Here is a 23,513-nt window from a genome sequence, read left to right on the forward strand (position 1 = left end):
CTACTTTGAGCGCAGATATTGCAGGATTGCCGGCATGCCGATGATGATATCTCCCCAGGCCCACAGTTCAATATTTGCCGAAAGCAACTTGCTGTGCATCCTGTCGATATCTGGGACATCCCCCCACTGTGTCACCATCGGCATAACGGTAAAAAGTGCCATGAGCAGCATGCAGGCATTGAACAGCACAAAAAGGAACCAGAAGAATCTTGCCCAAAAGTGATGCATATCGCTAACCTACTGCCGCCACCCTACAAGCGGGCAGCATTGTCGCCAATGCCGACAGGCAGGGCCTTGGGGGCGTTAGTGCGTCCTTCTCTCTGCCTGGTCAGCAATTCATCCTGAAGCTGAATGATCCTTTCCTGAGCTGCCAGCAATCTGGCCTGCAGTTCCTGGATCTGGCGGCTGTCGGCCGCCGGTTCCGTTCGCACGCCTTCCGCGCGGGCCGCGTCCAGTATGTAGGCCAGCACCTCTCCCCAGCTCCCGCCCGCTTCGGCGGCCATAGCCTCGGCCGCGGCCGCGATCTCCTGCAGGGGCACCGGCCTGTCCAGCGGCGTGCCGTGCCCGATGAGCATGGGGCCTTCCCCAAAATACAGCCACTGCCGCGACAGGCGCGGGAATGCCTCCAGTATGGCGGGCAGGAGCGGCCAGAGGTTGTGCTGCCGCTTCCGGCTCAGGTAGCCGAGGAAGGTCCGGTACTGCACCCCCACCATTTCCGCGAACGTCGGGATGCCTCCGAAAAATTTTCCGGCGGCGGCAACGCGCTCGTATAGTTCGCTTTTCTTAGAATCTTTCATTTCTCGTCGGGAAAATTCGTTGACAATAGCGAAAGAATTTTTCACATTGTCCGCATACATGTACGTTTACCCCTCACCCCGAAAGGGAAAGGTCGTTTTATGCAACAGTCTATACCAATGAAAACCGGCAGGCAAGCCCGCTTTCTCAAGCTGAAGATCTGGATGCTGGAGCGGAATCTGACCTTTGTGGCCCTGGGCAGGCTCCTGGGCATCTCCGGGCGTGCCGCCAGCATCAGCCTGCAGCAGGACCGCATGCCCGTGCGCCATCATGAGAAGCTCCGGAGCTGTCTCAGCATCCCGCTGGAACTGCTGCCCCGGGCCGAAGACGTGCCCACCGGTCCCAGGCCGCGCGACTGCTGACGCCATGCTGTCGGCATAACGCGCATTCGACGCCAGAACCACGCAAAAGATGGAGAGTTTTTTACATGAACGCCCCCTGCCGCCCGTATCCTTCCCTGACGGCCGTGCTGCACGGCATGGTCAAGGCGGCGCCCTCCGGCCTGGATGTGCGCACAGTGGCCGATCTGGTGGGCAAGCCGTATGCCACCCTCATGAGCGAACTGTCGCAGCAGCCCGGCCACAAGCTGGGCGCGGAGCTGCTGCTGCCGCTCATGGACGTCTGCGAGTCCGACCTGCCGCTCATCTTCCTTGCCCGGCAGCGCGGCGGAGCCTTTGTGCCCTTGCGCATCCCCGCCGGCGGGCCGGAACAGCTGGTCGCCGGGCTGAGCGCCAGCATCCGCGAATTCGGCGAATTCGCCTGCGCGACGTCGGATCATATCGCAGACGGCAGGATCACCGTGCAGGAACTGCACGACATGACCCGCCGGGGCCATGAGGCCGTGGAAGCCATCCTCGCCATCCTCAGACTGGCGCGCGAGACCCACGACCGCCAGATATGAAAAAAGGCTGCGGACGCTGGAACCGTCCACAGCCCAAACTCCCAAAGGAGCAAACCTATGTCCCGAACCTATGCTGTCCCGTCCGCTCTTGTCAAGGTCGCCAGCTACCGTGTCCGCCTGCCCGGCATGCCGCCCCGGCGCGTGCTGGCCAGCCATCGCCAGATGCTGCACTGGCTGCTGACCGTCCTCCCTTCCCGCAAGGAGGCTCCCCGTGTCCGCTGACGCCGTCATCCCGTCCCCTGCTCCCGGTCAGGCTTCTCTCCCCTCCCCGACCGCCGGCATACGCCCGTCAGTCCCCTGTCGTGAGGTGATGTCCATGGAATCCGGTTCTCCCTGCCCGGCCGCACTCGCAGGAAAATATCCCTGCCGGACGCTGCTCGTAGATGCCGGTCTGGCGGCGCAGGCCGTGCGCCGCTTTGGCCTGGATGCCCAGCTGCAGGTGCTGCAGGAAGAACTGGCCGAGGCCATCGTGGCCATCAGCCACCTGCGGCGCGGCCGCCGTGGCGCGCGTGAAGAGGTGGTAGAGGAACTTGGCGACGTGCTGGTGCTTATCGATCAACTGCGCACCGAACCGTTCATGGCCGCCGAGATCGACCAGAGTGTGGCCCACAAATGCAGCCGGCTGCGTGCCCTGCTGGAGGTTTAGCCATGCGTGCCGCCCATCCTGCGTCCGTCTCCTGCGCCCGCCTGGGCCGGGTCATCCCGCCGTCAGACTGCGCGGCCCTGATCTGCCGGACCGGCGAGGCTGCCGACCTGCAAAGCTGCTTCGTCTGCCCGGCCGGCCAGGCGCTTGCCGCCGGCTGCCCCGATCATGCCCGGCTCGTGCGCCGGCGGGATGCCGTGCCTGATGCCGTCGTGCTGCTGCGCGTCCTGGGAGAAGCCCTGCGGGACGACCCGTCCGCGCCGCAGATAAGCATACGCGCCCTGGCGCGCAACGCCGAACGAAGCTTCGGCGGCGACGGCGATCCCTATCGTCTGGCCCGTGCCGCACAGCGTTGCGGCCTGACGGTCACCCTGCGCCCGTGGGCCATCATCCGTGATGCCGCCTGCCGGCGTTTTGCGCTCAAGGAGGTGTGAACATGTCCAAGCCAACAACCATGCCCGCCCCGCCCCAGCTGAAGGTGCTGGGCTGCTTTCTGGACAAGCTGCCGCCCATGATCGCCCGCAAGGAGGTCAAGTATTTCACCGGCGGCGCCATCAGTCCCAAGAGCGTCTCCAATGACGATTATCTGGGCAACGGTCCCCGTGTCCGCATGAAGATGGGGGACGCCGTCGTGTACCCGACGCCGTTCTTTCTGGCATATCTTGAAGAAAAAGGAGTGAAGATCATTGTCCCTCCGTCGTTTTGATCTCCGTCTGCCGGGCCAGCTCCGCTCTCGCCAGGGCGGCCCGGCGCTTGTCCATGTCGCAGATGTGGAGGTAGATCTCCGTCGTCGTGACGCTGGCATGCCCCATGAGCGTCCGCAGGGCGTAGATGTCCAGCCCGGATTCCAGCATGCGTGTGGCAAAGGTGTGCCGCAGCGTGTGCCAGACTACCCGGTTGCGCGGGTCCGTCACGCCGTCATTGAAACCGAGCTTGTCCATGATGCGGCGCATGGCCTGCGGCAAGCCGAAGGGAGAGCGCATCTCTCCGCCGGGCCCGGGAAAAAGGTATTCGCTGGAGGCATGCGCCAGCCTCTTGCGCAGCATGGCGAGGCTCTCGGGAAAAAGGCGTCCGGCATGGACGATGCGCGTCTTGCCGCCCTTCGTGGATCGCTCGCTGCCTTTTGCGCCGGTAAGCACGCGAATGGCTCCCGTTTCCGGCGTGCAGCTTTCACAGCGGAGGTTGATGAGCTCCCCCGCTCTCAGGCCCGTGTCCAGAGAAAGGAGTATCATGTCATGCAGATCGCTGGCCCCTTCCCGCCGGCCCTGGTAGGCCAGCAGGGCCTCGATCTCCGTATCGCTCAGGACGCGCAGGCGGCGGCTGTCCGTTTTGGGCAGCACGACGGCACGATTGCGGCGGCCCAGGATGGCCGGATTGGGTCCGCTGAACAACATGGTCCCCGGTGCGCCGGGAGCGGGCGTCTCCAGCGCGTAGTTGTAGACCTCCCGCACGGTCTTGAGGATGTGCAGGACCGTCTGGGGAGCAAGGCCGGCCGATGGGTCATTCTTGTTGCGTCCGGTGAGCGGTCGCTTGGCGGCCACGATCCGGCCGAGCTCCGCGACGTCCTGCGGGGTGATCTCCCGGGCGAGACGATCCCCAAGGACAGGCAGGATATGGTTCGTCAGCAGCTGGACGACCTTGGCATGGCTCGCCCGATGCCGCTGTGTCCAGTCGGTATAGCATGCGGCCAGCTCCCTGAACGTCAGCCCGGCCACACGCTCCTTGCTGCGCAGCAGAGCCTCGCTCTGCCGCTGCTCCTCAGCCATGCTGCGCATCTCTCGCAGGCTCTGAGGATGCTTGCCGGTACGGATGTTTTCCTTCAGCTCACGCAGCAGGGCGATGGCCTTGGCGACGGTCCAGCCGTCGCTGGCCCAGCCCAGGGACTCGTGCATGCGCTTGCCTCCTCCCGCCCGGTAACGGATGGAGAAGCAACGGTCCGGCACGCGGCCATTTTTGCGAGTGGGATGTTCGCGATAAAGGACGCCCTCTTTGCCCGGGACTGTCTGCCAGCGATACTTGTCACCCATCTGTCACCCACCTTTTTTGACGTCATGGGCATTTATGGGCATCTGTTATCATCGGCCATACTTATAAATCAAGATGATAAGACATTAAGGGCAATCATGGGAAATACCGTCAGCCTTCTTCTAAGCTCTTGGTCGGGGGTTCGAATCCTCCCGGGCGCGCCAAAGATTTTCAGGCGCTTACTGACGTTCGGTAAGCGCCTTTCCTTTTGGGCACATGGCCTTGGACACATCTGTCAGTTCCGGCAGGACTTTTGCGTTCTCATCTTGCGTGCCGGTCAGGCACGGCGTACCGCCTCCCTGTTCTCCCGTTTCCCTCCAGTCGCGTTTTCGGTGCGAATCTCGTCGATCCCGCGTCCGACAGGATAGCGTTACGCTTCCGTCAGATTCTTTCTTCCCTAGTTCCCCGTTCTTCCATAGCGCATTTTCAGTTTGAAAGGCTTGGCGTTTCCAACGCATACGGTTTGTCGGTTCGCGGAAAAAAACGTGGTTTTTCCGCTCACGTTTGGCCGGGCGGCGCTATGTCGCCGCCTCGCATTTTGCTTTTTTCAACGACAAAGCATTCTCATATCGTTCAGCGCCTGCGCAATTTCTACCGGGGAAACCGGACATCTTGAAAGCAGGGGGTGGCGTTGTGTAAGCTTGCGTACGTGGTGGACAAGCAGCCGATCCGGCAGCTTCTCCTGCGTAACCCTTTGTCATCGAGGTGGAAGCATGAAGGTCGCCCTTGCCGTCTTGACGCTCTGCATCGCCCTTTTGCGTCCCAGTGCGGGGCTGGGCATGGATGCCGCCCAGCTGGGGGAACTTTTGGACGCCGCGATTGGTGATGCGGAACGGACATGTGCCGTCATCACCATGCTCGACCGGGAGATCGCCAGCCGGCCCGATGATGAGAGTCTGCTCACGCTGCGTATCGCGGCCTACGGTCTTCTGGCCGACCCGTATTCCGCCAGGCCGGATGTGGAGGCCCTGGCCGCCCTGCATCCGGACTCCCCGCCTTTCCAGATGCAGAAATGTCTGTACGCGGAAGCCACGGGCGCGCAGCAGGAGGAAAACCGTCTCTGCTACCTGCGCGTGGCCCGGCTTTGCCGGCAGTCCGACAAGGCCGATGAGCATTCCCAGGAATATCTGCTTGCCCTGCTGCTGGCGGATTCTCCCGAAGCGGAAGAGGCAAAGCGGCGCTTTCTTGCTGGGCTGACGGATTCTCCCATGGATCAGGCCCTGAAGGAAGTTCTGGCGGACTTTACACGCGAGAAGTTTGTCAAAAAAGTCTCCCCCGAGACGATCCGCCATCCCTGCCCGCGGCAGCGGTGACGCGTCGCCCGGACGGCAAGCCGCCTTGCTGCCAGAGGACAGGGGCGGCGGCGCGCCAGTTCGCAGCAGCGTTCAGGGAGAGGATGAGGATTTTTGTCTGAGGCGATTTGCCTGCATGCCAGGGGAACAGCGGCCATCGACAGGGAGATGGCATTTCGGAGTTTCATATGTATGGTCTTGATTTTATGATAGATAGCGTGAAAGTCCTTTTACTTCTTATCGTCTTGGGGTATCTGCTTGCAAAGCAGCGCAAGAAATACCTTTTATTTATTCTCCTCGTGCCTGTTCTTGTGTACACTTATGCTGTTTCGCAGCCTTACAGGGATGATTTTGATTTCGTGACGGTCATCTTTAAAGTCATTTTTCTCCTTATCGCCTTGGGGTATTTTCTTGTAACGCACAAGAAATGCCTTCTTTTCGTTCTTCTTGTGCCTGTCCTTGCGTACATTTATTATGGATATCTCTTCAAGATACGCGATTTTCCCGAAGAGCCATCCGGAGAGTCCGCATGCTATGTATATAAAATATATTATGAAGGCTATGACAGCATCTTCCTGAGCATGTCGTACGAAGACCCGGCTTTTTACAAGATTTTTGACAAGAAAAGCAAAAGATGCCTGTATACCAGCAACTTTTATGATGACCACGCCGTCTGGCCGGATAATGTCCTCGATGAAGGATTCTACAGCGAGGATTGCGCACGCTTCATGCCGCCAGACGAGCTCGGTACGCCGCAGGAGAAGCTTCGCGTACTGGGGCGTGAGGTTCTGCGGCTAGGAAAAGAGGCTTGCAGACAGCTGGGTGAGCGTGTCGTAAGGGCCTTTGAAAAAATGGGTATCCAGCAAGAATGAACGCGCCGCAACGTGGTTAGGGGATCGTCAAACGCTGCGATGCCCTTCCCCAACGCGCTTTTTCCGCAGTGTGAGGGCAGCGTCAGCATTGAAATTGGACGCAATTTCAATGCGAATCCGCTCTAAGGCATGTTCCGTTTGAAACGCTGTGCGTTTTCCACCATACGGCCCGGCGTTTCGCGGAAAAAATGCAGTTTTCCCGCTTGTTTTAGGGCGGGCGGCGCTGTGCTGCCGCCCCGCGTTTCACTTTTTTCACCGGCAAAACGCTCGGGCTTTGACGTCGGGCGCCGGCGGCCCTGCCTCGCGAGGGATGCGCCGGACGGCTCCGGCAAAAAAGCCCCCGGTCCCTGTGCGGGGCCGGGGGCTTTTTTGCCGGAGCTGGGAAGGAGCTATTCAGGCACTTCCAGATTGGCGTCCATGTCGATGAGCTGCCCGAAGGTCTGGGCGGCAAAGGCCGCCATGAGCGGCTTGGTGAAGTCGGGCTCGTAGCGGTTGTCCTGTGCCAGTTCGCGCGCGGCATCGGCAGGCTCGTGCTTGGTGCCGTAGGGCTTGTCCATGATCATGGCCGAGAAGGAGTCCACCACGGCGGTCAGGCGGCCGATACGGCTGATGCGGCTGCCGGGCTCGTGCTGCGGGTAACCGCTGCTGTCGAGGCGTTCATGATGCTCGAAGCAGGCGCGGATAAGTTCCTCAAAGGAAATGTCCACCTTCTGCATGATCTTGACGCCAAGCAGCGGATGCTGGACGACCTTGTCCCGCTCTTCCTGCTTGAGGGGGCCCTTTTTGTTGACCACAAAGGCCGGCACCTTGCTCATGCCGATATCGTGGAGCAGCAGGGCCAGCGCCACCTTGTCCAGGTCCTTGCGGCGCATCTCGCTGACGCTCTGCATCCAGAGCCAGAGGCCCAGGTTCAGGCAGTTGAGGGCATGGCGGGCGGGGTCATGCACGCGGAAGAGGCGGCGCACGAAACCGGCGATGCGGTGCTTGTCCTCAAAGATATATTCGGTGACCACCATGAGGTCACGATACAGCGGATCAAAAAGCAGTTTGACCGGCTGCGCGTAGAACTCCGTATAGCGCATGACCAGCGCGCGGATGCAGATGTCCACGATCTCCGCTTCCTTGAGGTTGCGGTCCTGCAGCACGAGGTCGAGCTGTTTGACGATGTGGCGCGAATAGATGGGGTGGTCCGAGCGGGACACGAACAGCGAGCCGTCGGCGCAGAGCTGGGCCACCTCTTCCACCTGGGCGTTGCTCAGGCGGTCGCCCTTGCGGCAATAGGGCGCGAGCACACAGATGTCCTCACGGAAGGAGAACAGATCGACCGGCGGGCGGTACTTGGGGAAGCTGGACAGGATCTCGCTGCTGATCTGATAGTATTCTTCATTGATATTCTGGGGAACGTCTTTTTTGGCAGCCATAACTACTTCCAGTAAATTTTGACAAGGTTTGTTCCGCGCGGGGTGGACGAAGAGCCGGTGCGCTGCCCCGCCGTGATGACCGCGCACTGCCCCGGGGCGATGGCCTCACTGTCGCAGATGAACTGCTGCGCACGCCGCAGGTGGCTTGTTTCCACATCGGGCTGGCTCACCAGGACAGGATGGACGCCCCAGGAAAAATTGAGGGCCTTGAAGGTCACCGGATCGGGCGTCAGGGCATAGACGGGCTGCGCGGGCCGGTGGGCGGCAATGAGGCGGGCCGAAGCGCCGCTGATGCTGTGGGCCACGATGGCCTGGGCCGACGCCCGCTTGGCAAGCAGGCAGGCGGAATAGGCCAGGAAGCTCGAGATGTCCGTTGCCGTATCCGGGGATTCGGTGCGGCGGTCCTCCAGCAGGAGCTTTTCGGCCTCGTCGGTGATGCGGCGCATGTAGCGCACCGTTTCCACGGGAAAGTTGCCCATGGCCGTCTCTTCCGACAGCATGACGCAATCCGCGCCGTCCAGGACGGCATTGGCCACGTCCGTGGTCTCGGCGCGGGTGGGCGCGGGGCTGTTGACCATGGAAAGCAGCATCTGCGTAGCCACGATGACCGGCTTGGACAGGCGGTTGCAGGCCGCGATGATGTGTTTCTGCAGGGCCGGCAGCTGCGGCAGCGGGCACTCCACGCCAAGGTCGCCGCGCGCCACCATGACGGCGTCCGTCGCGGCAAGGATGGCGTCCAGATTCTCCACAGCGCCCTGCCTTTCCAGCTTGACCACCACAGGGATGTTACGCCCGGAAGCGGCGATGATCTCCTTGGCTTCGCGCACGTCGTCCGCCGTCTGCACATAGGAGATGGCGACGGCATCCACGCCCAGCCTCAGGCCGTCGTTGAGGTCCCGCTTGTCCTTGTCGGTCAGGGCGCGGACCCGCGTCGCCTTGCCGGGCAGGGCAAGGCCCTTGCGGGAGGTGACGATGCCGCTGTTTTCCGCCGCCAGCAGCACGAGACCGTCCGTCCGGCACTCCTCCACCACGAATTGCAGGCCGCCGTCGGCCAGCACCAGATGGTCCCCCTTGACGAGACTCTGCAGGATGATCTCGTGGTCAAAGGGGAGATAGGGCAGCTCGTTCGTATAGCGGTCCGTCGGGCCCAGCAGCAGCCGCATGCCCTTGCTGACCTGTATGGTCTTTTCCCGGATGGCGCCCAGACGGATCTTGGGGCCGGAAAGATCCTGCATGATGGTGAGGGGGTGGTTCAGTTCCGCCTCAATGGCCCGGATATGACCGATGATGTCCACAAAGTCCGCAGCCCCGCCGTGAGAAAAATTGAGGCGGAAAATGCTTACCCCGGCCTGCGCCAGCTCTTTCAGGCGTTCCCGCGTATTGGAAGCCGGCCCGATGGTCGCTACGATTTTTGTCCTCACTCTGCCTCCCCGGCCCTGTCGGGCCTGAAAAATGTTGGCAAAACTATCTTGGCTTTTGCCCTTGATGTCAAGGCGACGGATGCGGGAAGGCATGACGCCGCCCGCGCCCGCCGCCTTGCGGGGCACGGCACGGCCTGCTTGACGAGCTGGCGTGAAGAGGCTAAAAGAAATCGTTTTGACCGGATGAAACTTGCATGCCGGAGCAGGTGTCGGTGCAAGCTGTTCGGTGAGGGCCGGGGAATCCCCCCTGCCGTACGTCCAACCCCATAGGAAAATCCAATGCCCAAACGCACGGATCTACACAAAATCATGGTCATCGGGGCCGGGCCGATCATTATCGGTCAGGGCTGCGAGTTCGACTATTCGGGATCGCAGGCCGTCAAGGCCTTGAAAGAGGAAGGTTATCAGGTGGTGCTGGTCAACTCCAATCCGGCCACCATCATGACCGACCCGAACATGGCCGACGCCACCTATGTCGAACCTATCGAACAGCACACGCTGGCGGCCATCATCCGTAAGGAACGGCCGGATGCCCTTTTGCCCACGCTCGGCGGTCAGACGGCTCTCAACGCCGCTCTCGGGCTTGCCCGGAGCGGCGTTTTGGCGGAGTACGGCGTGGAGCTCATCGGCGCCAAGGCCGATGTCATCGAAAAGGCCGAAAGCCGCGAGCTCTTCCGGCAGGCCATGGAAAACATCGGCCTGACCGTGCCCGCCAGCGGCATCGCCCGCAACATGGATGACGTGCGGCGGCTGGGCGACGTGCTCCCCTTCCCGCTCATCGTGCGTCCGGCCTTCACCCTTGGCGGCACCGGCGGCGGCGTGGCCTACAATATGGCCGACCTTGAGGAAGTGGCCGGGCGCGGGCTGGCGGCCAGCCCCACGTCCGAAGTCATGATCGAGCAGAGCGTGCTCGGCTGGAAAGAGTACGAGATGGAAGTCATGCGCGACCGCAACGACAATTGCGTCATCGTCTGCTCCATCGAGAACCTCGATCCCATGGGCGTGCATACCGGCGACTCCATCACCGTGGCCCCGGCCCAGACGCTCACCGATGACGAATATCAGAAGATGCGCGACGCCTCCCTGGCCATCATGCGGGAGATCGGCGTGGAGACCGGCGGCAGCAACGTGCAGTTCGGCATCAATCCGCGCAACGGCGACATGGTGGTCATCGAGATGAACCCGCGCGTCTCGCGCTCCTCGGCGCTGGCCTCCAAGGCGACGGGCTTCCCCATCGCCAAGATTGCGGCCAAGCTGGCCGTGGGCTATACGCTGGACGAATTGCGCAACGACATCACCCGCGAGACGGCGGCCAGCTTTGAGCCGGCCATCGACTACTGCGTGGTGAAGATCCCCCGCTTCACCTTCGAGAAGTTCCCCGGCGCCAAGGACGAGCTGACCACCTCCATGAAGAGCGTGGGCGAGGCCATGAGCATCGGCCGCACCTTCAAGGAAGCCCTCCAGAAGGGGCTGCGCTCCATGGAGATCGGCGCGCCCGGTCTGGGGTACAACTTCCGCGCCGAGCTGCCGGATCGGGATGCCATCCTTGCCGGTCTGCGCAAGCCGCATTCCCGCCGCATCTTCGACCTGCGCCGGGCCCTGCTGGCCGGCATCAGCGAGGAAGACATCTACGAAGCCTCGGCCATCGACCCCTGGTTCATCCGGCAGGTGCGCGACATCGTGGACATGGAGAACCGCATCCGTGATTTCGGCCTGGCCAACGACATGACCCCGGCCAACCCCGATCTGGCCCCCCTGCTGCGCGAGGCCAAGGAATACGGCTTCTCCGACCGTCAGCTTGCCGAGATGTGGAAACGTCCCGAGTCGGACATCCGCCGCCTGCGCAAGGAAATGGACATCGTGCCCACCTTCTATCTGGTGGATACCTGCGCCGCGGAATTCGAGGCCTATACGCCCTACTACTACTCCACCTACGAATCCGGCGAGGAGCTGGACTCCCGCGACTGCCGCAAGGTCATCATCCTCGGCGGCGGGCCCAACCGCATCGGACAGGGCATCGAGTTCGACTACTGCTGCTGCCATGCTTCCTTTGCCCTGCGGGATGCGGGCGTCATGGCCATCATGGTCAACTCCAACCCCGAGACCGTCTCCACGGACTACGACACGTCCGACCGCCTCTATTTCGAGCCGCTGACCTTTGAAGATGTGATGAACATCATCGAAAAGGAAAAGCCCGAGGGCGTCATCGTGCAGTTCGGCGGGCAGACGCCGCTCAATCTGGCCGTGCCGCTCATGCGCGCCGGGGTGCCCATCCTCGGCACGTCGCCCGACGCCATCGACCGCGCCGAGGACCGGGAACGCTTCCAGGCCCTCATCGAGAAGCTGGGCCTGCTCCAGCCGCCGAACGGTACGGCCATGAGCCTCGACGAGGCGCTGGAAGTGGCCGAGCGCATCACCTATCCCGTGGTGGTGCGGCCCAGCTACGTGTTGGGCGGCCGCGCCATGGCCGTCGTCTACGACAAGGAAGAGCTGAGCGAATACTTTGCCGCCCAGGTCCCCGAAAAGCCGGAACACCCCATCCTCATCGACAAGTTCCTTGAGCACGCCGTGGAAGTGGACGTGGACGCCCTCTCCGACGGCAGCGACGTGTATGTGGCGGGCATCATGGAGCACATCGAGGAGGCGGGCATCCACTCCGGGGACTCGGCCTGCGTGCTGCCGCCCTTCTCGCTCTCCTACGACCATGTGGCCCTCATCGCGGCGCAGGCCGAGGCGCTGGCCCGCGAACTCAAGGTCGTGGGCCTCATGAACATCCAGTTCGCCATCAAGGGGGATGACGTCTACATCCTGGAAGTGAATCCCCGCGCTTCGCGTACCGCGCCCTTCGTGTCCAAGGCCACCGGCGTGCCGCTGCCCTACCTGGCCACCCAGGTCATGCTGGGCAAGACGCTGGAGGAACTCGACCCGTGGAGCATGCGCCGCGGCGGCTTCACCTGCGTCAAGGAGGCCGTGCTGCCCTTCCAGCGTTTCCCGGGAGTGGACATCATCCTCGGGCCGGAGATGCATTCCACCGGCGAGGTCATGGGCATGGGCGACAACTTCCCCGATGCCTTCATGAAAAGCCAGCTCGGCGCCGGTCAGTCCCTGCCGCAGGGCGGCAACGTCTTCCTGTCGGTCAATGACCGCGACAAGCCCCTGCTGCCTGAAGTGGCGGCCATGTTCGCCGATCTGGGCTTCCATCTGCTGGCCACGCGCGGCACGGCCAAGCTGCTGCGAGAACACGGGCTGGAAGTGGAGGAGGTCCGCAAGGTGTACGAAGGCCGGCCGCACATCGTCGACCGCATCGTCAACAATGAGATCGCTTTGGTGGTCAATACGGCTTCCGGCAAGAACACGGCGCGTGACTCCAAGTCCATCCGTCACGCGGCGGTCACCTACGGCGTGCCCTACTGCACCACGGTGGCCGGAGCCAAGGCCACTGCCACGGCCATCGGCAAGCGGAGCGACGGCATCCATGTGGCAAGTCTTCAGGAATATTACGCCCGCGACGCCCGGAGTTAGGAAATGAAAGCATTACTTGTGCTCGAAGACGGCTTTTGTCTGCAAGGCAGATCCTTCACCGGCGACTTTGAGACCGGCGGGGAAGTGATCTTCAATACCGGCATGACCGGCTATCAGGAAGTCCTCACCGATCCTTCCTATTACGGGCAGATGGTCTGCATGACCTATCCGCTCATCGGCAATTACGGCATCAATGCCCGGGATATGGAATCCCCGCGCATCCACATGCGCGCCCTGCTGGTCAAGGAGTGCTGCAAGCAGCCGTCCAACTGGCGCGCCACCAAGTCCCTGCCGGACTTCCTCAAGCAGTGGGGCGTGCCGGGCATGGAAGGCATCGACACCCGCGCCCTGACCCGCCACCTGCGGCTCAACGGGGCCATGCGCGGCATCATCTCCACGCGCGACCTTGACGCGGCCTCCCTGCAGGCCAAGGCCAAGGCCCTGCCGCCCATGCAGGGGCAGAACCTCGTGCCCTATGTCTGCGCCAGGAAGCCTTATATCCTCGTGGATGACCGCATGGAGGAAGCGAGCTTCGACGTGCGCGGCGCCTATGCCTGGAAGGGAACGGGCCTGCCGCTGCTGGTCTACGACTTCGGCGTGAAGTGGAACATCCTCCGCCTGCTGGCCGAAGTGGGCTTCGAGGTGCTGGCGGTGCCGCCTTCCTTCACGGCGGAGCAGGCCAAAGCCAGCGGGGCCAAGGGCATCTTCCTGTCCAACGGGCCCGGCGACCCGGCGACCCTGACGGCGGAGATCGAGAATATCCGCGAGCTCATCAAGCACTTCCCGGTGACGGGCATCTGTCTCGGCCACCAGCTCATCGGCCACGCCCTGGGCGGTACCACGGGCAAGCTCAAGTTCGGTCATCATGGCTGCAATCATCCGGTGAAGGACCTGACCACCGGCCGCATCGAGATCTCCTCGCAGAACCACGGTTTCCATGTGGTGCTCGACGGGCTGGACGATGTGGAAGCCACGCACATCAACCTCAACGACCAGACCCTGGAAGGCCTGCGCCACAAGACCCTGCCGGTCATGAGCGTGCAGTACCATCCCGAAGCCGCCGCCGGGCCTCACGACGGGCGCTACCTCTTCACGCGCTTCTTTGAGATGACGCGCGATGCGGTGGCCTAGACGCTTCCAAACGATCAAAAGCGATAAAGATGGTCATGGAGCAGCCCTCCATGACCATCTTTATTATTGAGATCTGTTCTCTCAGTCTTTAGGGGAGAAAGGGGAAGCCCGGCGGGCTTTCCCTTTTTGCTGTCTGCCGGACGGCACCCGTACTGATATATTTTTTTCCCGCGAATGGCAGGCTTGCCAATGCCGCTGCTCTGCGCTAAGGAGAATCAAGAGAAGCTCCGCTGCCCGAGGGCATAGGTTGCCGGTGGCGCGGAAGGCGAAATGTTTTCGCTGTTTCTCCAGACCAAGGAGTCTCAACGTGAAGAAAATCATTGCCGCTTTGGCACTGGCTTTGTCGCTGGCTGTCGGGACTGCGCCCGCGCTGGCTGCGGAAGGAGCCGCACGGCCTGCCAATCCCGTGGATCAGTTCACGGGAACGGTATGGATGCAGACCAGCCACGACAACAAGGCTGCCTTTCTTTTCGGCATTGATACGGCCATTACGGTGGAATACTTTGTGAACAGCAGAGCCGCCGAAAAGGCCGCCAAGGAAGGCAAGGCCCCTTCTTCCAATCTTTCCCGCTTTGAAAAGGGCTGGATGACTGCCATGAAGGATACGGACCGCAATCAGGTCATCGAAAAGATCGATGCCTGGTATGCCGCGCATCCCGACAAGCAGGATATCCCTGTGATGAACGTGATCTGGTTCTCCCTTATCAAGCCTGCACTGGCGGCCTCCAAGTAGCGCCGCCTTGAGGAGTCTCCCATGAAAAAGTTGTTTGCGGGCGCTCTGCTCGTGGTGATGTGTTTTGGCGGTCTTGGTTGCACCAATATGAGCCGTACCCAGCAGGGTGTGGCCAGCGGCGCGGCTCTTGGCGCGCTGGGCGGCGCCGGTGTGGCGGCCATTGCCGGCGGCTCCGCCGGCTGGGGCGCGCTGGCGGGTGCCGGCGTGGGCGCGCTGGCGGGCGGCATCGTGGGCAACAGCCAGGAACATCGCAACCGCTACAGCTGGTAGCCGTCATTTCGTTTCAGACTATTCTGCAAGGCGGGCTTCGGCCCGCCTTTTTTGCGTGCCGCTGTCTGGCCTTCCCCGCGCCGCGGGCTCGCCGCAGCGCCGCGGTCGTATCCGGCCCCCTCTGTGGGCGCGGACGATGCGGACAGCCTGTGCCCGATGCGGTTCGGAAGTTCTTCCCCCTCCCCTGCCCGCAAACCGGAGAGAAAGAAAACAGGCGGCAAACTTCCAGAGAAGTCCGCCGCCTACATCCGTGCGTTGCAACTAGGGCCTGTTAACACAAATTTTACAAATAATTTCAATAAATAAAAAATAAGCCGTACGCGCTCTGATTGCCTTTAGGCGGGGTTCCCTCGTGTCCCCGGCTCTTCCCCCGGTAAAAGCGCGCTGGGGAAGGGATGGGGGGCTTGGGGGGAAGGGAACCCCCTCCAGCGCCGGCGGAGGGGGTTCCCTTCCCCCCAAATAACTCGTCCAAGCGCCACTACAGGAAGTCCGGATCGGCAGCGGCCCGGCCCGCGCCGGTCATGATGCGCATGAAGTGCAGGTAGTGCTCCTCCACCGGGATGATGGGGAAGCGCAGGCCGCAGGATTCGCAGGGGATGAGCTTGGCTTCCGTGGGATTGCCCACGGCGGCATGCCAGCCGCATTGCGGACAGGTGTAGAAAAAGATCATTTCCATCGCCACCGGGGGGACCGGCTGCACGGGACGGTTGGGCGCGCTCATGACCGGGCCTCCTTCTCAGGGTGCGCCAGCGGCGTGCCGCTCATTTCCGCCGGGATCCCCATGCCCCAGAGGCGCAACAGGGTGGGCGCCACATCGGCCAGTTTGCCGTCGGTCAGGCGAAGAGGTTCGCCGCCGGCCGCATCCAGCAGGATGCAGGGCACGGGATTGGTGGTATGCGCCGTCTGCGGGGAGCCGTCGGGCGAGATCATGACTTCGCAGTTGCCGTGATCGGCAATGAGCAGCAGGCGGCCGCCGCGGGCACGGACGGCATCGGCCATACGGCCCACGCATTCGTCCACCACAGCGCAGGCCTGCACCGCGGCCTCCAGCTTGCCGGTGTGGCCGACCATGTCGCCATTGGCCAGATTGCAGACCACAAGATCATATGCGCCGCTGTTCCAGGCTTCCACGAATTTGTCCGTGACCTCGCGGGCGCTCATGGCGGGCTTGAGGTCATAGGTGGCCACATCGCGCGGCGATTCCACGAGGATGCGGTCCTCCCCGGCAAAGGGTTCTTCCCGCCCGCCGTTGAAGAAATAGGTGACGTGGGCGTATTTTTCCGTCTCGGCCAGACGGAGCTGCCGCAGGCCGGCGCGGGAGACCACCTCGCCAAGTCCCATGTGCACCGCTTCCTTGGGATAGGCCACGGGGAAGGTGAAATCCGCCTCGTACGGCGTCATGGACGCCACCGCGCAGAGTTGCGGACGCGTGCCGCGATCAAAACCGTCGAAGGCCTCCACGGTGAAGGCCCGCGCCAGCTCGCGCATGCGGTCCGCCCGGAAATTGAAGAAAAAGAGCCCGTCCCCGTCACGCACGCAGGCATGCTCCACGTTCTCGATGCGCACCGGCTTGACGAATTCGTCCGTCACGCCCGCGGCATAGGAGGTCTGCATGGCGGACTCGGCGTCCTGCGCCGTCGCGCCCTGCCCGTGTACGAGCATGTTCCAGGCTTCGGCCACGCGTTCCCAGCGTTTATCCCGGTCCATGGCGTAAAAGCGCCCTGTCAGCGTGGCGATGCGGACGCCGGCAAGCGGGCGGACAGCTTCCTCAAGCTGGCGCACATAATCCGCGCCGCTCTGGGGCGGGGTATCGCGGCCATCCATGAAGCAGTGGATGCGGACAGGCACGCCGGCATCGGCGGCCATGCGGCAGAGGGCCTCAAGGTGCCGGATGTGGCTGTGCACGCCGCCGTCGGAGAGCAGACCGGCCAGATGCAGCACCCCGCCGGAGGCGCGCACCGCGTCCAGCAGGCCGCGCAGGACGGCATTCTGGAAAAACGAACCGTCTTCCAGCGCCACGTCGATACGGGTCATGTCCTGATAGACGATGCGGCCCGCGCCGATGTTGAGATGGCCCACCTCGGAATTGCCCATATAGCCCGCGGGCAGACCCACCTCACGGCCCGAGGCCGCAAGGCGGCTGTGCGGGCAGGCGGCGGTCAGGGCGTCCAGCCGGGGGGTCGCCGCCGTGAAGGGCGCGTTGCCCGGCCCGTCAGGGGCGATGCCCCAGCCGTCCAGGATGAGCAGCAGGGTCGGTACGGGGCGGCTCATGCGAGTTCTCCCCGTCCGAGCAGGGCCGCCGCGCCGTCGCCCCAGAGGGCTTCCAGCTTGTAGAGGTCGCGCACGGATTCCTGAAAGATATTGATGACGATATCGTTGCAGTCCACCAGAATCCACTGGCCGGCCGTATAGCCTTCCATGCGCAGATATTCGAAATTCTTTTCGCTGCACAGGGCGGAGATGCCGTCGGCAAGGCTCTGGGCGTGCCGGACGGACGTGGCCGAGGCCACCAGCAGGGCATCGGTAAAGGCTCCCTTCCCGGCCAGATCGATGCTTTCCACATGCTGGGCCTTGTGTTCCTCCAGCCAGGCCTTCATGATGGCCAGTTTTTCCGGAGTGGGCATCAACGAATATTTTTTGGGCGTAGTCGTTTGCATGAGCAAGCACATACCCCAAAGCGCGCGTAAGGGCAATCCCGCCGCGCGGCTTCCGCAGGCCGGGACGACCCTTCCCCTTGACCGCTCTCCCCTTTTGGGGCATGCCAAGAGCAGTCCATTTTTTCAAGGAGAAGCGCCGTGCTGTTCAATATCCGCCAGGAAACCCTGCCCCGCGAGGAACTCGAAGCCCTGCAGCTGCGTCGCCTGCGGGATCTCTGCTCCCGTGTGTACGCCAATGTGCCCTTTTACCGCAAACGCTTTGAAGAGATCGGCATCACGCCCGCCGACATCAAGTCCCTTGCCGACGTGAAGCTGCTGCCCTTTACGGAAAAGCAGGATCTGCGCAACTACTATCCTTTCGGCTTGTTCGCCGTGCCGCGCGACAATATCGTCCGCCTGCACGCCTCCAGCGGCACGACGGGCAAGGCCGTGGTGGTGGGCTATACCCAGCGCGATCTGGATACCTGGGCGGAAGTGGCGGCTCGCAGCCTTGCCGCGGCCGGCGTGAGCCACACGGATACCGTGCATGTGGCCTACGGCTACGGTCTGTTCACGGGCGGCCTCGGGGCGCACGGCGGGGCCGAGCATCTCGGCGCGACGGTGGTCCCCGCCTCCGGCGGTTCCACCCGCCGTCAGGCCTATCTGCTGCGTGACTTCGGCGCTACTGCCCTTTGCTGCACCCCCTCCTATGCCCTGCACCTCTGGGAAGCCGGACAGGAGGCGGGCATCGACTTCCGCGAGCTGCCGTTGAGGACCGGCGTCTTCGGCGCGGAACCCTGGACCGAGGAGATGCGGCAGGACATCGAGCAGAAGATGGGCATCAACGCCATGAACATCTATGGCCTGTCCGAAGTCATGGGCCCGGGCGTGGCCATGGAATGTCTCGACGCCAAGTGCGGCATGCACCTCTGGGAAGACCACTTCCTGCCCGAGATCATCGACCCCGTGACCGGCGAAGTGCTGCCCGCCGGGGAAACGGGCGAGCTCGTCCTGACCACCCTGACCAAGGAAGGCATCCCGCTCATCCGCTACCGCACGCGGGACATCACGAGCCTGGACTACACGCCCTGCCGCTGCGGCCGTACGCACGTGCGCCTCACCCGCATCAAGGGCCGTTCGGACGACATGCTCATCATCCGCGGGGTCAACGTCTTCCCGCAGCAGATCGAGAGCATCCTTATGGAAAGCGAGGGCCTTACCCCCAACTACCAGCTGGTGGTGGACCGCGTACACAATCTGGATACGCTGGAAGTGCAGGTGGAAGTGGACGAATCCCTCTTTGCCGACGAGATCCGCAAGCTGCAGAGCCTTGAAGGACGCATCCAGAAGACCATCAAGGAATTCCTCGGCGTCAGCACCAAGGTGCGCCTCATGGAACCGCATTCGCTGGAACGCTCCGAAGGCAAGGCCAAGCGCATCATCGACAAGCGGCTGGAAAAGTAGACGTTTTTCGTTTTTTCTAAAAAAGATGGAAAAAATGGAAGACTTTTGTTGACAGAATGACGGAGGGAGCGTAATGTCTCTCTTCGTTGAGCGGGAGTAACTCAGTGGTAGAGTGCAACCTTGCCAAGGTTGAAGTCGCGGGTTCAAATCCCGTCTCCCGCTCCAACACTGAGGCGGCATAGCCAAGCGGTAAGGCAGAGGTCTGCAAAACCTCCATGCTCCAGTTCAAATCTGGATGCCGCCTCCAAAAAATTTTTATAGCCGGATCGATTCACTCTGCGGGAGTAACTCAGTGGTAGAGTGCAACCTTGCCAAGGTTGAAGTCGCGGGTTCAAATCCCGTCTCCCGCTCCAGATTTTTCATCCCCTGGCCGGCGGGAATAACTCAACGGTAGAGTGTCAGCTTCCCAAGCTGAAGGTTGCGGGTTCAAATCCCGTTTCCCGCTCCAAGTGCTTTTCCGGGAACCCTGGCGGTTCCAGAACATAGCGGCCTGTGCCGTGCCCCGTGCGGGAGTAACTCAGTGGTAGAGTGCAACCTTGCCAAGGTTGAAGTCGCGGGTTCAAATCCCGTCTCCCGCTCCAATTTTCGCCCTTGCAGACTGCTGCAAGGGCTTTTTTGCGTTTTCGACCGGACGCCTGCTTGCAAAAATGGCCCGTCATGGGCAGACTTGCGCCGCCGGGGCATGAGCAGTTTGCCGGTGAAAAAGGCAAAGTGCGAGGCGGCGGGATAGCGCCGCCCGGCCAACACCAGACGGGAAAACCGTTTCTTTCCGCGAAACGTCAGGCCGTATGGTTTGAAACGCCAAGCGTTGCAAACGAAAAATGCGCCTGGCCGCGGCGTGTTCGTCCTGCCCTTCGCCCGCCGGCGTGCGGCGGGCCGTAACGGGGCATGCGGCGCAGGCGCGGCGAACGATACAGGCCGGGAGGCTTGCCATGTATGATGTACGCTCTCCGCGAGCGGAGGAATTCATTGACCATGCGGAAGTCATGGCCACGGTACAGTATGCGCGGGAACACGCGCGGGACGCTGCCCTGCTGGACGAGATCCTTGCCCGGGCCGCCGAGCGCAAAGGCCTGAACCACCGGGAGGCGTCGGTGCTGCTGGCCTGTGAACTGCCGGAAAAGACGGAAGCCCTCTACCGGCTGGCGCGGCAGATCAAGCTGGACTTCTACGGCAACCGTATCGTGATGTTCGCCCCGCTCTACCTTTCCAACTACTGCGTCAACAGTTGCGTGTACTGTCCCTATCACGCCAGGAACAGGCACATCGCCCGCAAGAAGCTGACGCAGGAAGAGGTGGCCCGCGAGGTCGTCGCCCTGCAGGACATGGGACACAAGCGGCTGGCGCTGGAAGCGGGCGAGCATCCGACCATGAACCCCATCGAATACATCCTGGAATGTATCGAGACCATTTACGGCATCCGACACCGTAACGGGGCCATACGGCGGGTCAACGTCAACATCGCCGCCACCACCGTGGAGGAATATGCCCTGCTCCGCAAGGCGGGCATCGGCACCTACATTCTTTTTCAGGAGACCTACCACCGCCAGAGTTACGAAAAGCTCCATCCCGTGGGGCCGAAGCATGATTATGCCTGGCACACCGAGGCTATGGACCGCGCCATGCAGGGCGGCATCGACGATGTGGGCCTGGGGGTGCTCTTCGGGCTGGAAGGCTACCGCTACGAATTCGCGGCCCTGCTCATGCACGCCGAGCATCTTGAGGCGGCCTGCGGGGTGGGCCCGCATACCATCAGCGTGCCGCGCATCAAGCGGGCGGACGACATCGACCCCGGCATGTTCGACAACGGCATCGACGACGCGACCTTTGCCCGCATCTGCGCCTGCATCCGGGTGGCCGTGCCCTACACGGGCATGATCGTGTCCACGCGCGAAAGTCAGGCCGTGCGGGAGATGGTGTTGCCGTTGGGCATATCGCAGATCAGCGGCGCGTCGAGGACCAGCGTGGGCGGCTATGATACGCCTGAGGAACCGGAGGACAATTCCGCGCAGTTCGACGTGAGCGACCAGCGCAGCCTTGACGAGGTGGTGCGCTGGCTCATGGAACAGGGGCACATCCCCAGTTTCTGCACGGCCTGTTACCGGGAGGGCCGCACGGGAGACCGCTTCATGGCCCTGTGCAAGAGCCGGCAGATCCTCAACTGCTGCCATCCCAATGCTCTGCTGACCCTGCGGGAATATCTGGAGGATTATGCCTCCCCGGCCACGCGGGAACTCGGGCTGGCCTGCATCGAACAGGAATTGGGGCGCATCCCCGGCGACAGGGTGCGCACGCGCGCGCGGGAGTATCTTGAACGCATCGCGCACGGGGAGCGGGATTTCCGTTTTTGAGTGCGCGTGCGGGGCGGCTTTTGCTTCGTGGGGAGTGCGCCCCGGCCGAATATCGTGAAAATGCGAGGATCAGGCAAAAAAATGCGCGGAATGGCCCTGTTTTTTGGCTGGACGTAGTGTATCGAGAAAGAAAAAACAACTTTTTGCCATCGCTTCAGAACCAGGGAGGTTGCCATGTCCGCAACTGATATGACACGCCGTCACTTTCTCAAGGCCGGCGGTCTGACGCTGGGGGCCTGCGTGGCGGGCGGCATCATGCCCGCCGCGGCCGCGGCTGCCGGCGACAAGGCCACGGTCTTCTTCACCCGGGATCTCAGCGCCGCCGGCCTGTGCCGCATCTATGAGCGCGTCGCTTCCGCCCTGAGCGGCAAGGTCGCCGTCAAGCTGCATACCGGCGAACCCAATGGGCCCAACATCCTGCCGCGCGACTGGGTGAAGGCCCTGCTGCCGCATGTGCCGCAGCCCACCATCGTGGAGTGCAACGTGCTCTACCCCAGCCCCCGCCAGACCACGGAGGGCCACCGCGAGACCCTGCGGGTCAACGGCTGGGATTTCTGCCCCGTGGACATCATGGACGCCGAGGGCGACGCCCGGCTGCCTGTCAAGGGCGGCAAATGGATCAAGGAACTTGCCGTGGGCAAACATCTGCTGGACTATGACTCCATGCTGGTGCTGACGCACTTCAAGGGACACGTCATGGGCGGCTTTGGCGGTTCGCTCAAGAACATCTCCATCGGCTGCGCCTCGGGCAAGACCGGCAAGGAGCAGCTGCACCGCGAAGGCTCGCAGCTCTGGGCCGGCGGTCCCCGCTTCATGGAGCGCATGGTGGAGGGCGGCAAGGCCATCGTGGATCACTTTGGCCCGCGTATGGCCTACATCAATGTGCTGCGCAATCTTTCGGTGGATTGCGACTGCGCCGGGACGGGCGCCGCGCCTGCCACCGCGCCGGATCTGGGCATCCTGGCTTCCACGGATCTGCTGGCCGTGGATCAGGCCTCCGTGGACATGGTCTATGCCCTGCCGGAAGCCCAGCGCCGCGACCTTGTGGAACGCATCGAAAGCCGCAGCGGCCTGCGCCAGCTCGAATACATGCGGGAGCTGGGCATGGGCCGCGGCACTTACGAGATCGTGACCATCTGACGGCCTTCGCCGAGTATCGAGCGCCAAGCCGTGCGCCTGCCTGTCATGCCCGCAGGGGTTTGCGGCGGCGCCCGGCGTTTTTTGTGCCGTCGCCTCGCCGCTCTTGTGCCGTCCGGGCATTCAGGCTAGAGAAAAGGCATGAAGCTCCTGCCGCGTATGTGTCTGCGCGTCATGGCGGCGCTGCTCTGCCTTGCCATGAGCGCTTGCGCCACCACTTATGACGTGGCCATCGATTCCCTGCGTGAAGGCGAGATCCCGGGGAGCTGCTTCCTTGCGCCGGACCCGGCGCTGGAAGTGCCCGAGGATGACCTGCTGTTCCGTGAGGTCTGCGGCCTCGTCACTCCGGCCCTGGCCGCACGGGGCATGTCCGTTGCCGCCTCGCGTGGGGAGGCCGCGCAGGAGGTGCTCCTGCGCTACGGCATGGGCGAACCCACGACCATCCTGCGGCGGTGGACCTATCCCGACTACCAGACGGTCTACTACCACGGCAGAGCCTTTACCGTGCGTGTGGAAAGGACGGAATGGACGGAACATACCCGTTACCATGCGCAGCTCGTCCTGTCTGCCCGGCGTCTTGTTGACGGGCAGCCGGGACGCCAGATCTGGCGGACGGAAATGACGGTCAGCGGCGCTGTCGATGATTTCCGCAAGCTGATCAGCATGGGCATCCCGGCGCTGCGGCAGGTGCTGGCCAGCCAGACGTCCGGCAGGCTCCACTTTGAAGTGTCGGAAGACCGCGACGGCGAGGTGACGGTCAGCGGCGGGGAATGAGCGGCGCGGGACAGGCGGCGTCGCATGGCTTTTTTCGCAGGGGGCGTGGGGCCGGAGGGATCTGCGGCAACGACGCCTCCCGGCCCTCGGTTCTTTTTATGGCCCGGCTTCATGCGGGGGCGCTC

At 62.8% G+C, this 23,513-nt stretch carries 24 protein-coding genes and 5 tRNA genes; 21 read left to right on the forward strand and 8 right to left on the reverse strand.

Features of this window, described 5'->3' with window-relative positions; genetic code table 11:
- Together Q0K12_RS03980 and Q0K12_RS03985 are read right to left on the reverse strand one after the other, a co-directional pair.
- Positions 1–228, reverse strand: a complete 228-nt coding sequence (locus Q0K12_RS03980; RefSeq protein WP_297260483.1) for a hypothetical protein — start codon at positions 226–228, stop codon at positions 1–3.
- Positions 229–251: 23 nt separating this feature from the next.
- Positions 252–797, reverse strand: coding sequence for a hypothetical protein (locus tag Q0K12_RS03985; protein ID WP_297260484.1), 546 nt, complete (start codon positions 795–797; stop codon positions 252–254).
- A 117-nt stretch (positions 798–914) separates the two neighbouring features.
- On the opposite strand from Q0K12_RS03985, the gene Q0K12_RS03990 reads away from it, so the two are divergent.
- From Q0K12_RS03990 to Q0K12_RS04015, 6 genes are all read left to right on the forward strand, one after another.
- Entirely contained in the window at positions 915–1,157 is a 243-nt protein-coding gene (locus Q0K12_RS03990; RefSeq protein ID WP_297260485.1) for an XRE family transcriptional regulator, read from the forward strand.
- A gap of 65 nt (positions 1,158–1,222) precedes the next feature.
- Positions 1,223–1,696: a phage regulatory CII family protein gene (locus tag Q0K12_RS03995; protein WP_297260486.1), complete on the forward strand. Its 474-nt coding sequence runs from the start codon at positions 1,223–1,225 to the stop codon at positions 1,694–1,696.
- A gap of 57 nt (positions 1,697–1,753) precedes the next feature.
- Positions 1,754–1,918 (forward strand): hypothetical protein, encoded by a 165-nt coding sequence (locus tag Q0K12_RS04000; protein WP_297260487.1) that lies wholly within the window; start codon positions 1,754–1,756, stop codon positions 1,916–1,918.
- Positions 1,919–2,012: 94 nt separating this feature from the next.
- Complete coding sequence (locus Q0K12_RS04005) at positions 2,013–2,342, forward strand: MazG nucleotide pyrophosphohydrolase domain-containing protein (protein ID WP_297260488.1); 330 nt, start codon at positions 2,013–2,015, stop codon at positions 2,340–2,342.
- Between the two features lie 2 nt (positions 2,343–2,344).
- Complete coding sequence (locus tag Q0K12_RS04010; protein WP_297260489.1) at positions 2,345–2,773, forward strand: hypothetical protein; 429 nt, start codon at positions 2,345–2,347, stop codon at positions 2,771–2,773.
- A gap of 2 nt (positions 2,774–2,775) precedes the next feature.
- A complete protein-coding gene (locus Q0K12_RS04015; RefSeq protein ID WP_297260490.1) occupies positions 2,776–3,045 on the forward strand; it encodes a hypothetical protein in 270 nt (89 codons plus the stop codon).
- Here the strand turns inward: Q0K12_RS04015 and Q0K12_RS04020 are convergent.
- Positions 3,023–4,231: a site-specific integrase gene (locus tag Q0K12_RS04020; RefSeq protein WP_297260491.1), complete on the reverse strand. Its 1,209-nt coding sequence runs from the start codon at positions 4,229–4,231 to the stop codon at positions 3,023–3,025. The two genes, Q0K12_RS04015 and Q0K12_RS04020, sit on opposite strands and share 23 nt — an antisense overlap.
- An 846-nt stretch (positions 4,232–5,077) precedes the next feature.
- Here Q0K12_RS04020 and Q0K12_RS04025 point away from each other — a divergent pair.
- Positions 5,078–5,677: a hypothetical protein gene (locus tag Q0K12_RS04025; RefSeq protein ID WP_297260492.1), complete on the forward strand. Its 600-nt coding sequence runs from the start codon at positions 5,078–5,080 to the stop codon at positions 5,675–5,677.
- Positions 5,678–5,844: 167 nt separating this feature from the next.
- Positions 5,845–6,528, forward strand: a complete 684-nt coding sequence (locus Q0K12_RS04030) for a hypothetical protein (protein WP_297260493.1) — start codon at positions 5,845–5,847, stop codon at positions 6,526–6,528.
- A 389-nt stretch (positions 6,529–6,917) separates the two neighbouring features.
- On the opposite strand, the gene Q0K12_RS04035 is transcribed toward Q0K12_RS04030, so the two are convergent.
- Both Q0K12_RS04035 and pyk read right to left on the reverse strand, forming a co-directional pair.
- A complete protein-coding gene (locus Q0K12_RS04035; protein ID WP_297260494.1) occupies positions 6,918–7,949 on the reverse strand; it encodes an HD domain-containing phosphohydrolase in 1,032 nt (343 codons plus the stop codon).
- Positions 7,950–7,951: 2 nt separating this feature from the next.
- A complete protein-coding gene (gene pyk / locus Q0K12_RS04040) occupies positions 7,952–9,370 on the reverse strand; it encodes a pyruvate kinase (protein ID WP_297260495.1) in 1,419 nt (472 codons plus the stop codon).
- Between the two features lie 279 nt (positions 9,371–9,649).
- Here pyk and carB point away from each other — a divergent pair, with 279 nt between their 5' ends.
- The 4 genes from carB (at position 9,650) to Q0K12_RS04060 (ending at position 15,026) form a co-directional block, all read left to right on the forward strand.
- The gene (gene carB, locus Q0K12_RS04045; protein ID WP_297260496.1) at positions 9,650–12,892 is read left to right on the forward strand and encodes a carbamoyl-phosphate synthase large subunit; all 3,243 of its coding nucleotides are present in this window, start codon (positions 9,650–9,652) and stop codon (positions 12,890–12,892) included.
- A gap of 3 nt (positions 12,893–12,895) precedes the next feature.
- Positions 12,896–14,023 (forward strand): glutamine-hydrolyzing carbamoyl-phosphate synthase small subunit, encoded by a 1,128-nt coding sequence (gene carA / locus Q0K12_RS04050; RefSeq protein ID WP_297260497.1) that lies wholly within the window; start codon positions 12,896–12,898, stop codon positions 14,021–14,023.
- 307 nt (positions 14,024–14,330) lie between these two features.
- Complete coding sequence (locus Q0K12_RS04055) at positions 14,331–14,756, forward strand: hypothetical protein (protein ID WP_297260498.1); 426 nt, start codon at positions 14,331–14,333, stop codon at positions 14,754–14,756.
- 21 nt (positions 14,757–14,777) lie between these two features.
- Positions 14,778–15,026, forward strand: a complete 249-nt coding sequence (locus Q0K12_RS04060) for a glycine zipper domain-containing protein (protein ID WP_297260499.1) — start codon at positions 14,778–14,780, stop codon at positions 15,024–15,026.
- A gap of 478 nt (positions 15,027–15,504) precedes the next feature.
- Here Q0K12_RS04060 and Q0K12_RS04065 read toward each other — a convergent pair whose 3' ends face one another.
- Genes Q0K12_RS04065 through rsfS form a run of 3 tightly spaced genes read right to left on the reverse strand, consistent with a single transcriptional unit; the run spans position 15,505 to position 17,650 of the window.
- On the reverse strand, positions 15,505–15,747 hold the full coding sequence (locus tag Q0K12_RS04065; RefSeq protein ID WP_297260500.1) for a hypothetical protein: 243 nt from the start codon (positions 15,745–15,747) through the stop codon (positions 15,505–15,507).
- On the reverse strand, positions 15,744–17,297 hold the full coding sequence (gene gpmI, locus Q0K12_RS04070; protein WP_297260501.1) for a 2,3-bisphosphoglycerate-independent phosphoglycerate mutase: 1,554 nt from the start codon (positions 17,295–17,297) through the stop codon (positions 15,744–15,746). Before gpmI ends, Q0K12_RS04065 begins: the two co-directional genes overlap by 4 nt.
- Complete coding sequence (gene rsfS, locus Q0K12_RS04075) at positions 17,294–17,650, reverse strand: ribosome silencing factor (RefSeq protein WP_297260502.1); 357 nt, start codon at positions 17,648–17,650, stop codon at positions 17,294–17,296. The genes gpmI and rsfS overlap by 4 nt, the downstream gene beginning before the upstream one ends.
- 171 nt (positions 17,651–17,821) lie before the next feature.
- Between rsfS and Q0K12_RS04080 the strand changes: the two genes are divergently transcribed.
- From Q0K12_RS04080 to Q0K12_RS04120, 9 genes are all read left to right on the forward strand, one after another.
- The gene (locus Q0K12_RS04080; RefSeq protein WP_297260503.1) at positions 17,822–19,126 is read left to right on the forward strand and encodes a phenylacetate--CoA ligase; all 1,305 of its coding nucleotides are present in this window, start codon (positions 17,822–17,824) and stop codon (positions 19,124–19,126) included.
- 90 nt (positions 19,127–19,216) lie between these two features.
- Positions 19,217–19,291 (forward strand) — tRNA-Gly (locus Q0K12_RS04085).
- 7 nt (positions 19,292–19,298) lie between these two features.
- Positions 19,299–19,373: transfer RNA gene (locus tag Q0K12_RS04090), tRNA-Cys, on the forward strand.
- Between the two features lie 31 nt (positions 19,374–19,404).
- Positions 19,405–19,479: transfer RNA gene (locus tag Q0K12_RS04095), tRNA-Gly, on the forward strand.
- 20 nt (positions 19,480–19,499) lie between these two features.
- A tRNA-Gly gene (locus Q0K12_RS04100) sits at positions 19,500–19,574 on the forward strand.
- A gap of 58 nt (positions 19,575–19,632) precedes the next feature.
- A tRNA-Gly gene (locus tag Q0K12_RS04105) sits at positions 19,633–19,707 on the forward strand.
- A 351-nt stretch (positions 19,708–20,058) separates the two neighbouring features.
- Positions 20,059–21,477 carry a [FeFe] hydrogenase H-cluster radical SAM maturase HydG gene (gene hydG, locus Q0K12_RS04110; RefSeq protein WP_297260504.1) on the forward strand — a complete coding sequence of 473 codons (1,419 nt, stop codon included), beginning with the start codon at positions 20,059–20,061 and terminating at the stop codon, positions 21,475–21,477.
- Between the two features lie 174 nt (positions 21,478–21,651).
- A complete protein-coding gene (locus Q0K12_RS04115; RefSeq protein WP_297260505.1) occupies positions 21,652–22,617 on the forward strand; it encodes a DUF362 domain-containing protein in 966 nt (321 codons plus the stop codon).
- Positions 22,618–22,755: 138 nt separating this feature from the next.
- The gene (locus Q0K12_RS04120) at positions 22,756–23,388 is read left to right on the forward strand and encodes a hypothetical protein (RefSeq protein WP_297260506.1); all 633 of its coding nucleotides are present in this window, start codon (positions 22,756–22,758) and stop codon (positions 23,386–23,388) included.
- The last annotated feature ends 125 nt before the right edge of the window (positions 23,389–23,513 follow it).

The sequence above is a fragment of the uncultured Desulfovibrio sp. genome (assembly GCF_944324525.1).
In the GTDB taxonomy this organism is placed as follows: Bacteria; Desulfobacterota; Desulfovibrionia; order Desulfovibrionales; family Desulfovibrionaceae; genus Desulfovibrio.

What these genes read in the sequence shown, in the direction of transcription:
- Q0K12_RS03980 (WP_297260483.1), bottom strand. Translation starts at nt 228, where the DNA reads ATGCATCACTTTTGGGCAAGATTCTTCTGGTTCCTTTTTGTGCTGTTC.
- Q0K12_RS03985 (WP_297260484.1), bottom strand. Translation starts at nt 797, where the DNA reads ATGAAAGATTCTAAGAAAAGCGAACTATACGAGCGCGTTGCCGCCGCC.
- Q0K12_RS03990 (WP_297260485.1), top strand. Translation starts at nt 915, where the DNA reads ATGAAAACCGGCAGGCAAGCCCGCTTTCTCAAGCTGAAGATCTGGATG.
- Q0K12_RS03995 (WP_297260486.1), top strand. Translation starts at nt 1,223, where the DNA reads ATGAACGCCCCCTGCCGCCCGTATCCTTCCCTGACGGCCGTGCTGCAC.
- Q0K12_RS04000 (WP_297260487.1), top strand. Translation starts at nt 1,754, where the DNA reads ATGTCCCGAACCTATGCTGTCCCGTCCGCTCTTGTCAAGGTCGCCAGC.
- Q0K12_RS04005 (WP_297260488.1), top strand. Translation starts at nt 2,013, where the DNA reads ATGGAATCCGGTTCTCCCTGCCCGGCCGCACTCGCAGGAAAATATCCC.
- Q0K12_RS04010 (WP_297260489.1), top strand. Translation starts at nt 2,345, where the DNA reads ATGCGTGCCGCCCATCCTGCGTCCGTCTCCTGCGCCCGCCTGGGCCGG.
- Q0K12_RS04015 (WP_297260490.1), top strand. Translation starts at nt 2,776, where the DNA reads ATGTCCAAGCCAACAACCATGCCCGCCCCGCCCCAGCTGAAGGTGCTG.
- Q0K12_RS04020 (WP_297260491.1), bottom strand. Translation starts at nt 4,231, where the DNA reads ATGCACGAGTCCCTGGGCTGGGCCAGCGACGGCTGGACCGTCGCCAAG.
- Q0K12_RS04025 (WP_297260492.1), top strand. Translation starts at nt 5,078, where the DNA reads ATGAAGGTCGCCCTTGCCGTCTTGACGCTCTGCATCGCCCTTTTGCGT.
- Q0K12_RS04030 (WP_297260493.1), top strand. Translation starts at nt 5,845, where the DNA reads ATGTATGGTCTTGATTTTATGATAGATAGCGTGAAAGTCCTTTTACTT.
- Q0K12_RS04035 (WP_297260494.1), bottom strand. Translation starts at nt 7,949, where the DNA reads ATGGCTGCCAAAAAAGACGTTCCCCAGAATATCAATGAAGAATACTAT.
- carB (WP_297260496.1), top strand. Translation starts at nt 9,650, where the DNA reads ATGCCCAAACGCACGGATCTACACAAAATCATGGTCATCGGGGCCGGG.
- carA (WP_297260497.1), top strand. Translation starts at nt 12,896, where the DNA reads ATGAAAGCATTACTTGTGCTCGAAGACGGCTTTTGTCTGCAAGGCAGA.
- Q0K12_RS04060 (WP_297260499.1), top strand. Translation starts at nt 14,778, where the DNA reads ATGAAAAAGTTGTTTGCGGGCGCTCTGCTCGTGGTGATGTGTTTTGGC.
- Q0K12_RS04065 (WP_297260500.1), bottom strand. Translation starts at nt 15,747, where the DNA reads ATGAGCGCGCCCAACCGTCCCGTGCAGCCGGTCCCCCCGGTGGCGATG.
- gpmI (WP_297260501.1), bottom strand. Translation starts at nt 17,297, where the DNA reads ATGAGCCGCCCCGTACCGACCCTGCTGCTCATCCTGGACGGCTGGGGC.
- rsfS (WP_297260502.1), bottom strand. Translation starts at nt 17,650, where the DNA reads ATGCCCACTCCGGAAAAACTGGCCATCATGAAGGCCTGGCTGGAGGAA.
- hydG (WP_297260504.1), top strand. Translation starts at nt 20,059, where the DNA reads ATGTATGATGTACGCTCTCCGCGAGCGGAGGAATTCATTGACCATGCG.
- Q0K12_RS04115 (WP_297260505.1), top strand. Translation starts at nt 21,652, where the DNA reads ATGTCCGCAACTGATATGACACGCCGTCACTTTCTCAAGGCCGGCGGT.
- Q0K12_RS04120 (WP_297260506.1), top strand. Translation starts at nt 22,756, where the DNA reads ATGAAGCTCCTGCCGCGTATGTGTCTGCGCGTCATGGCGGCGCTGCTC.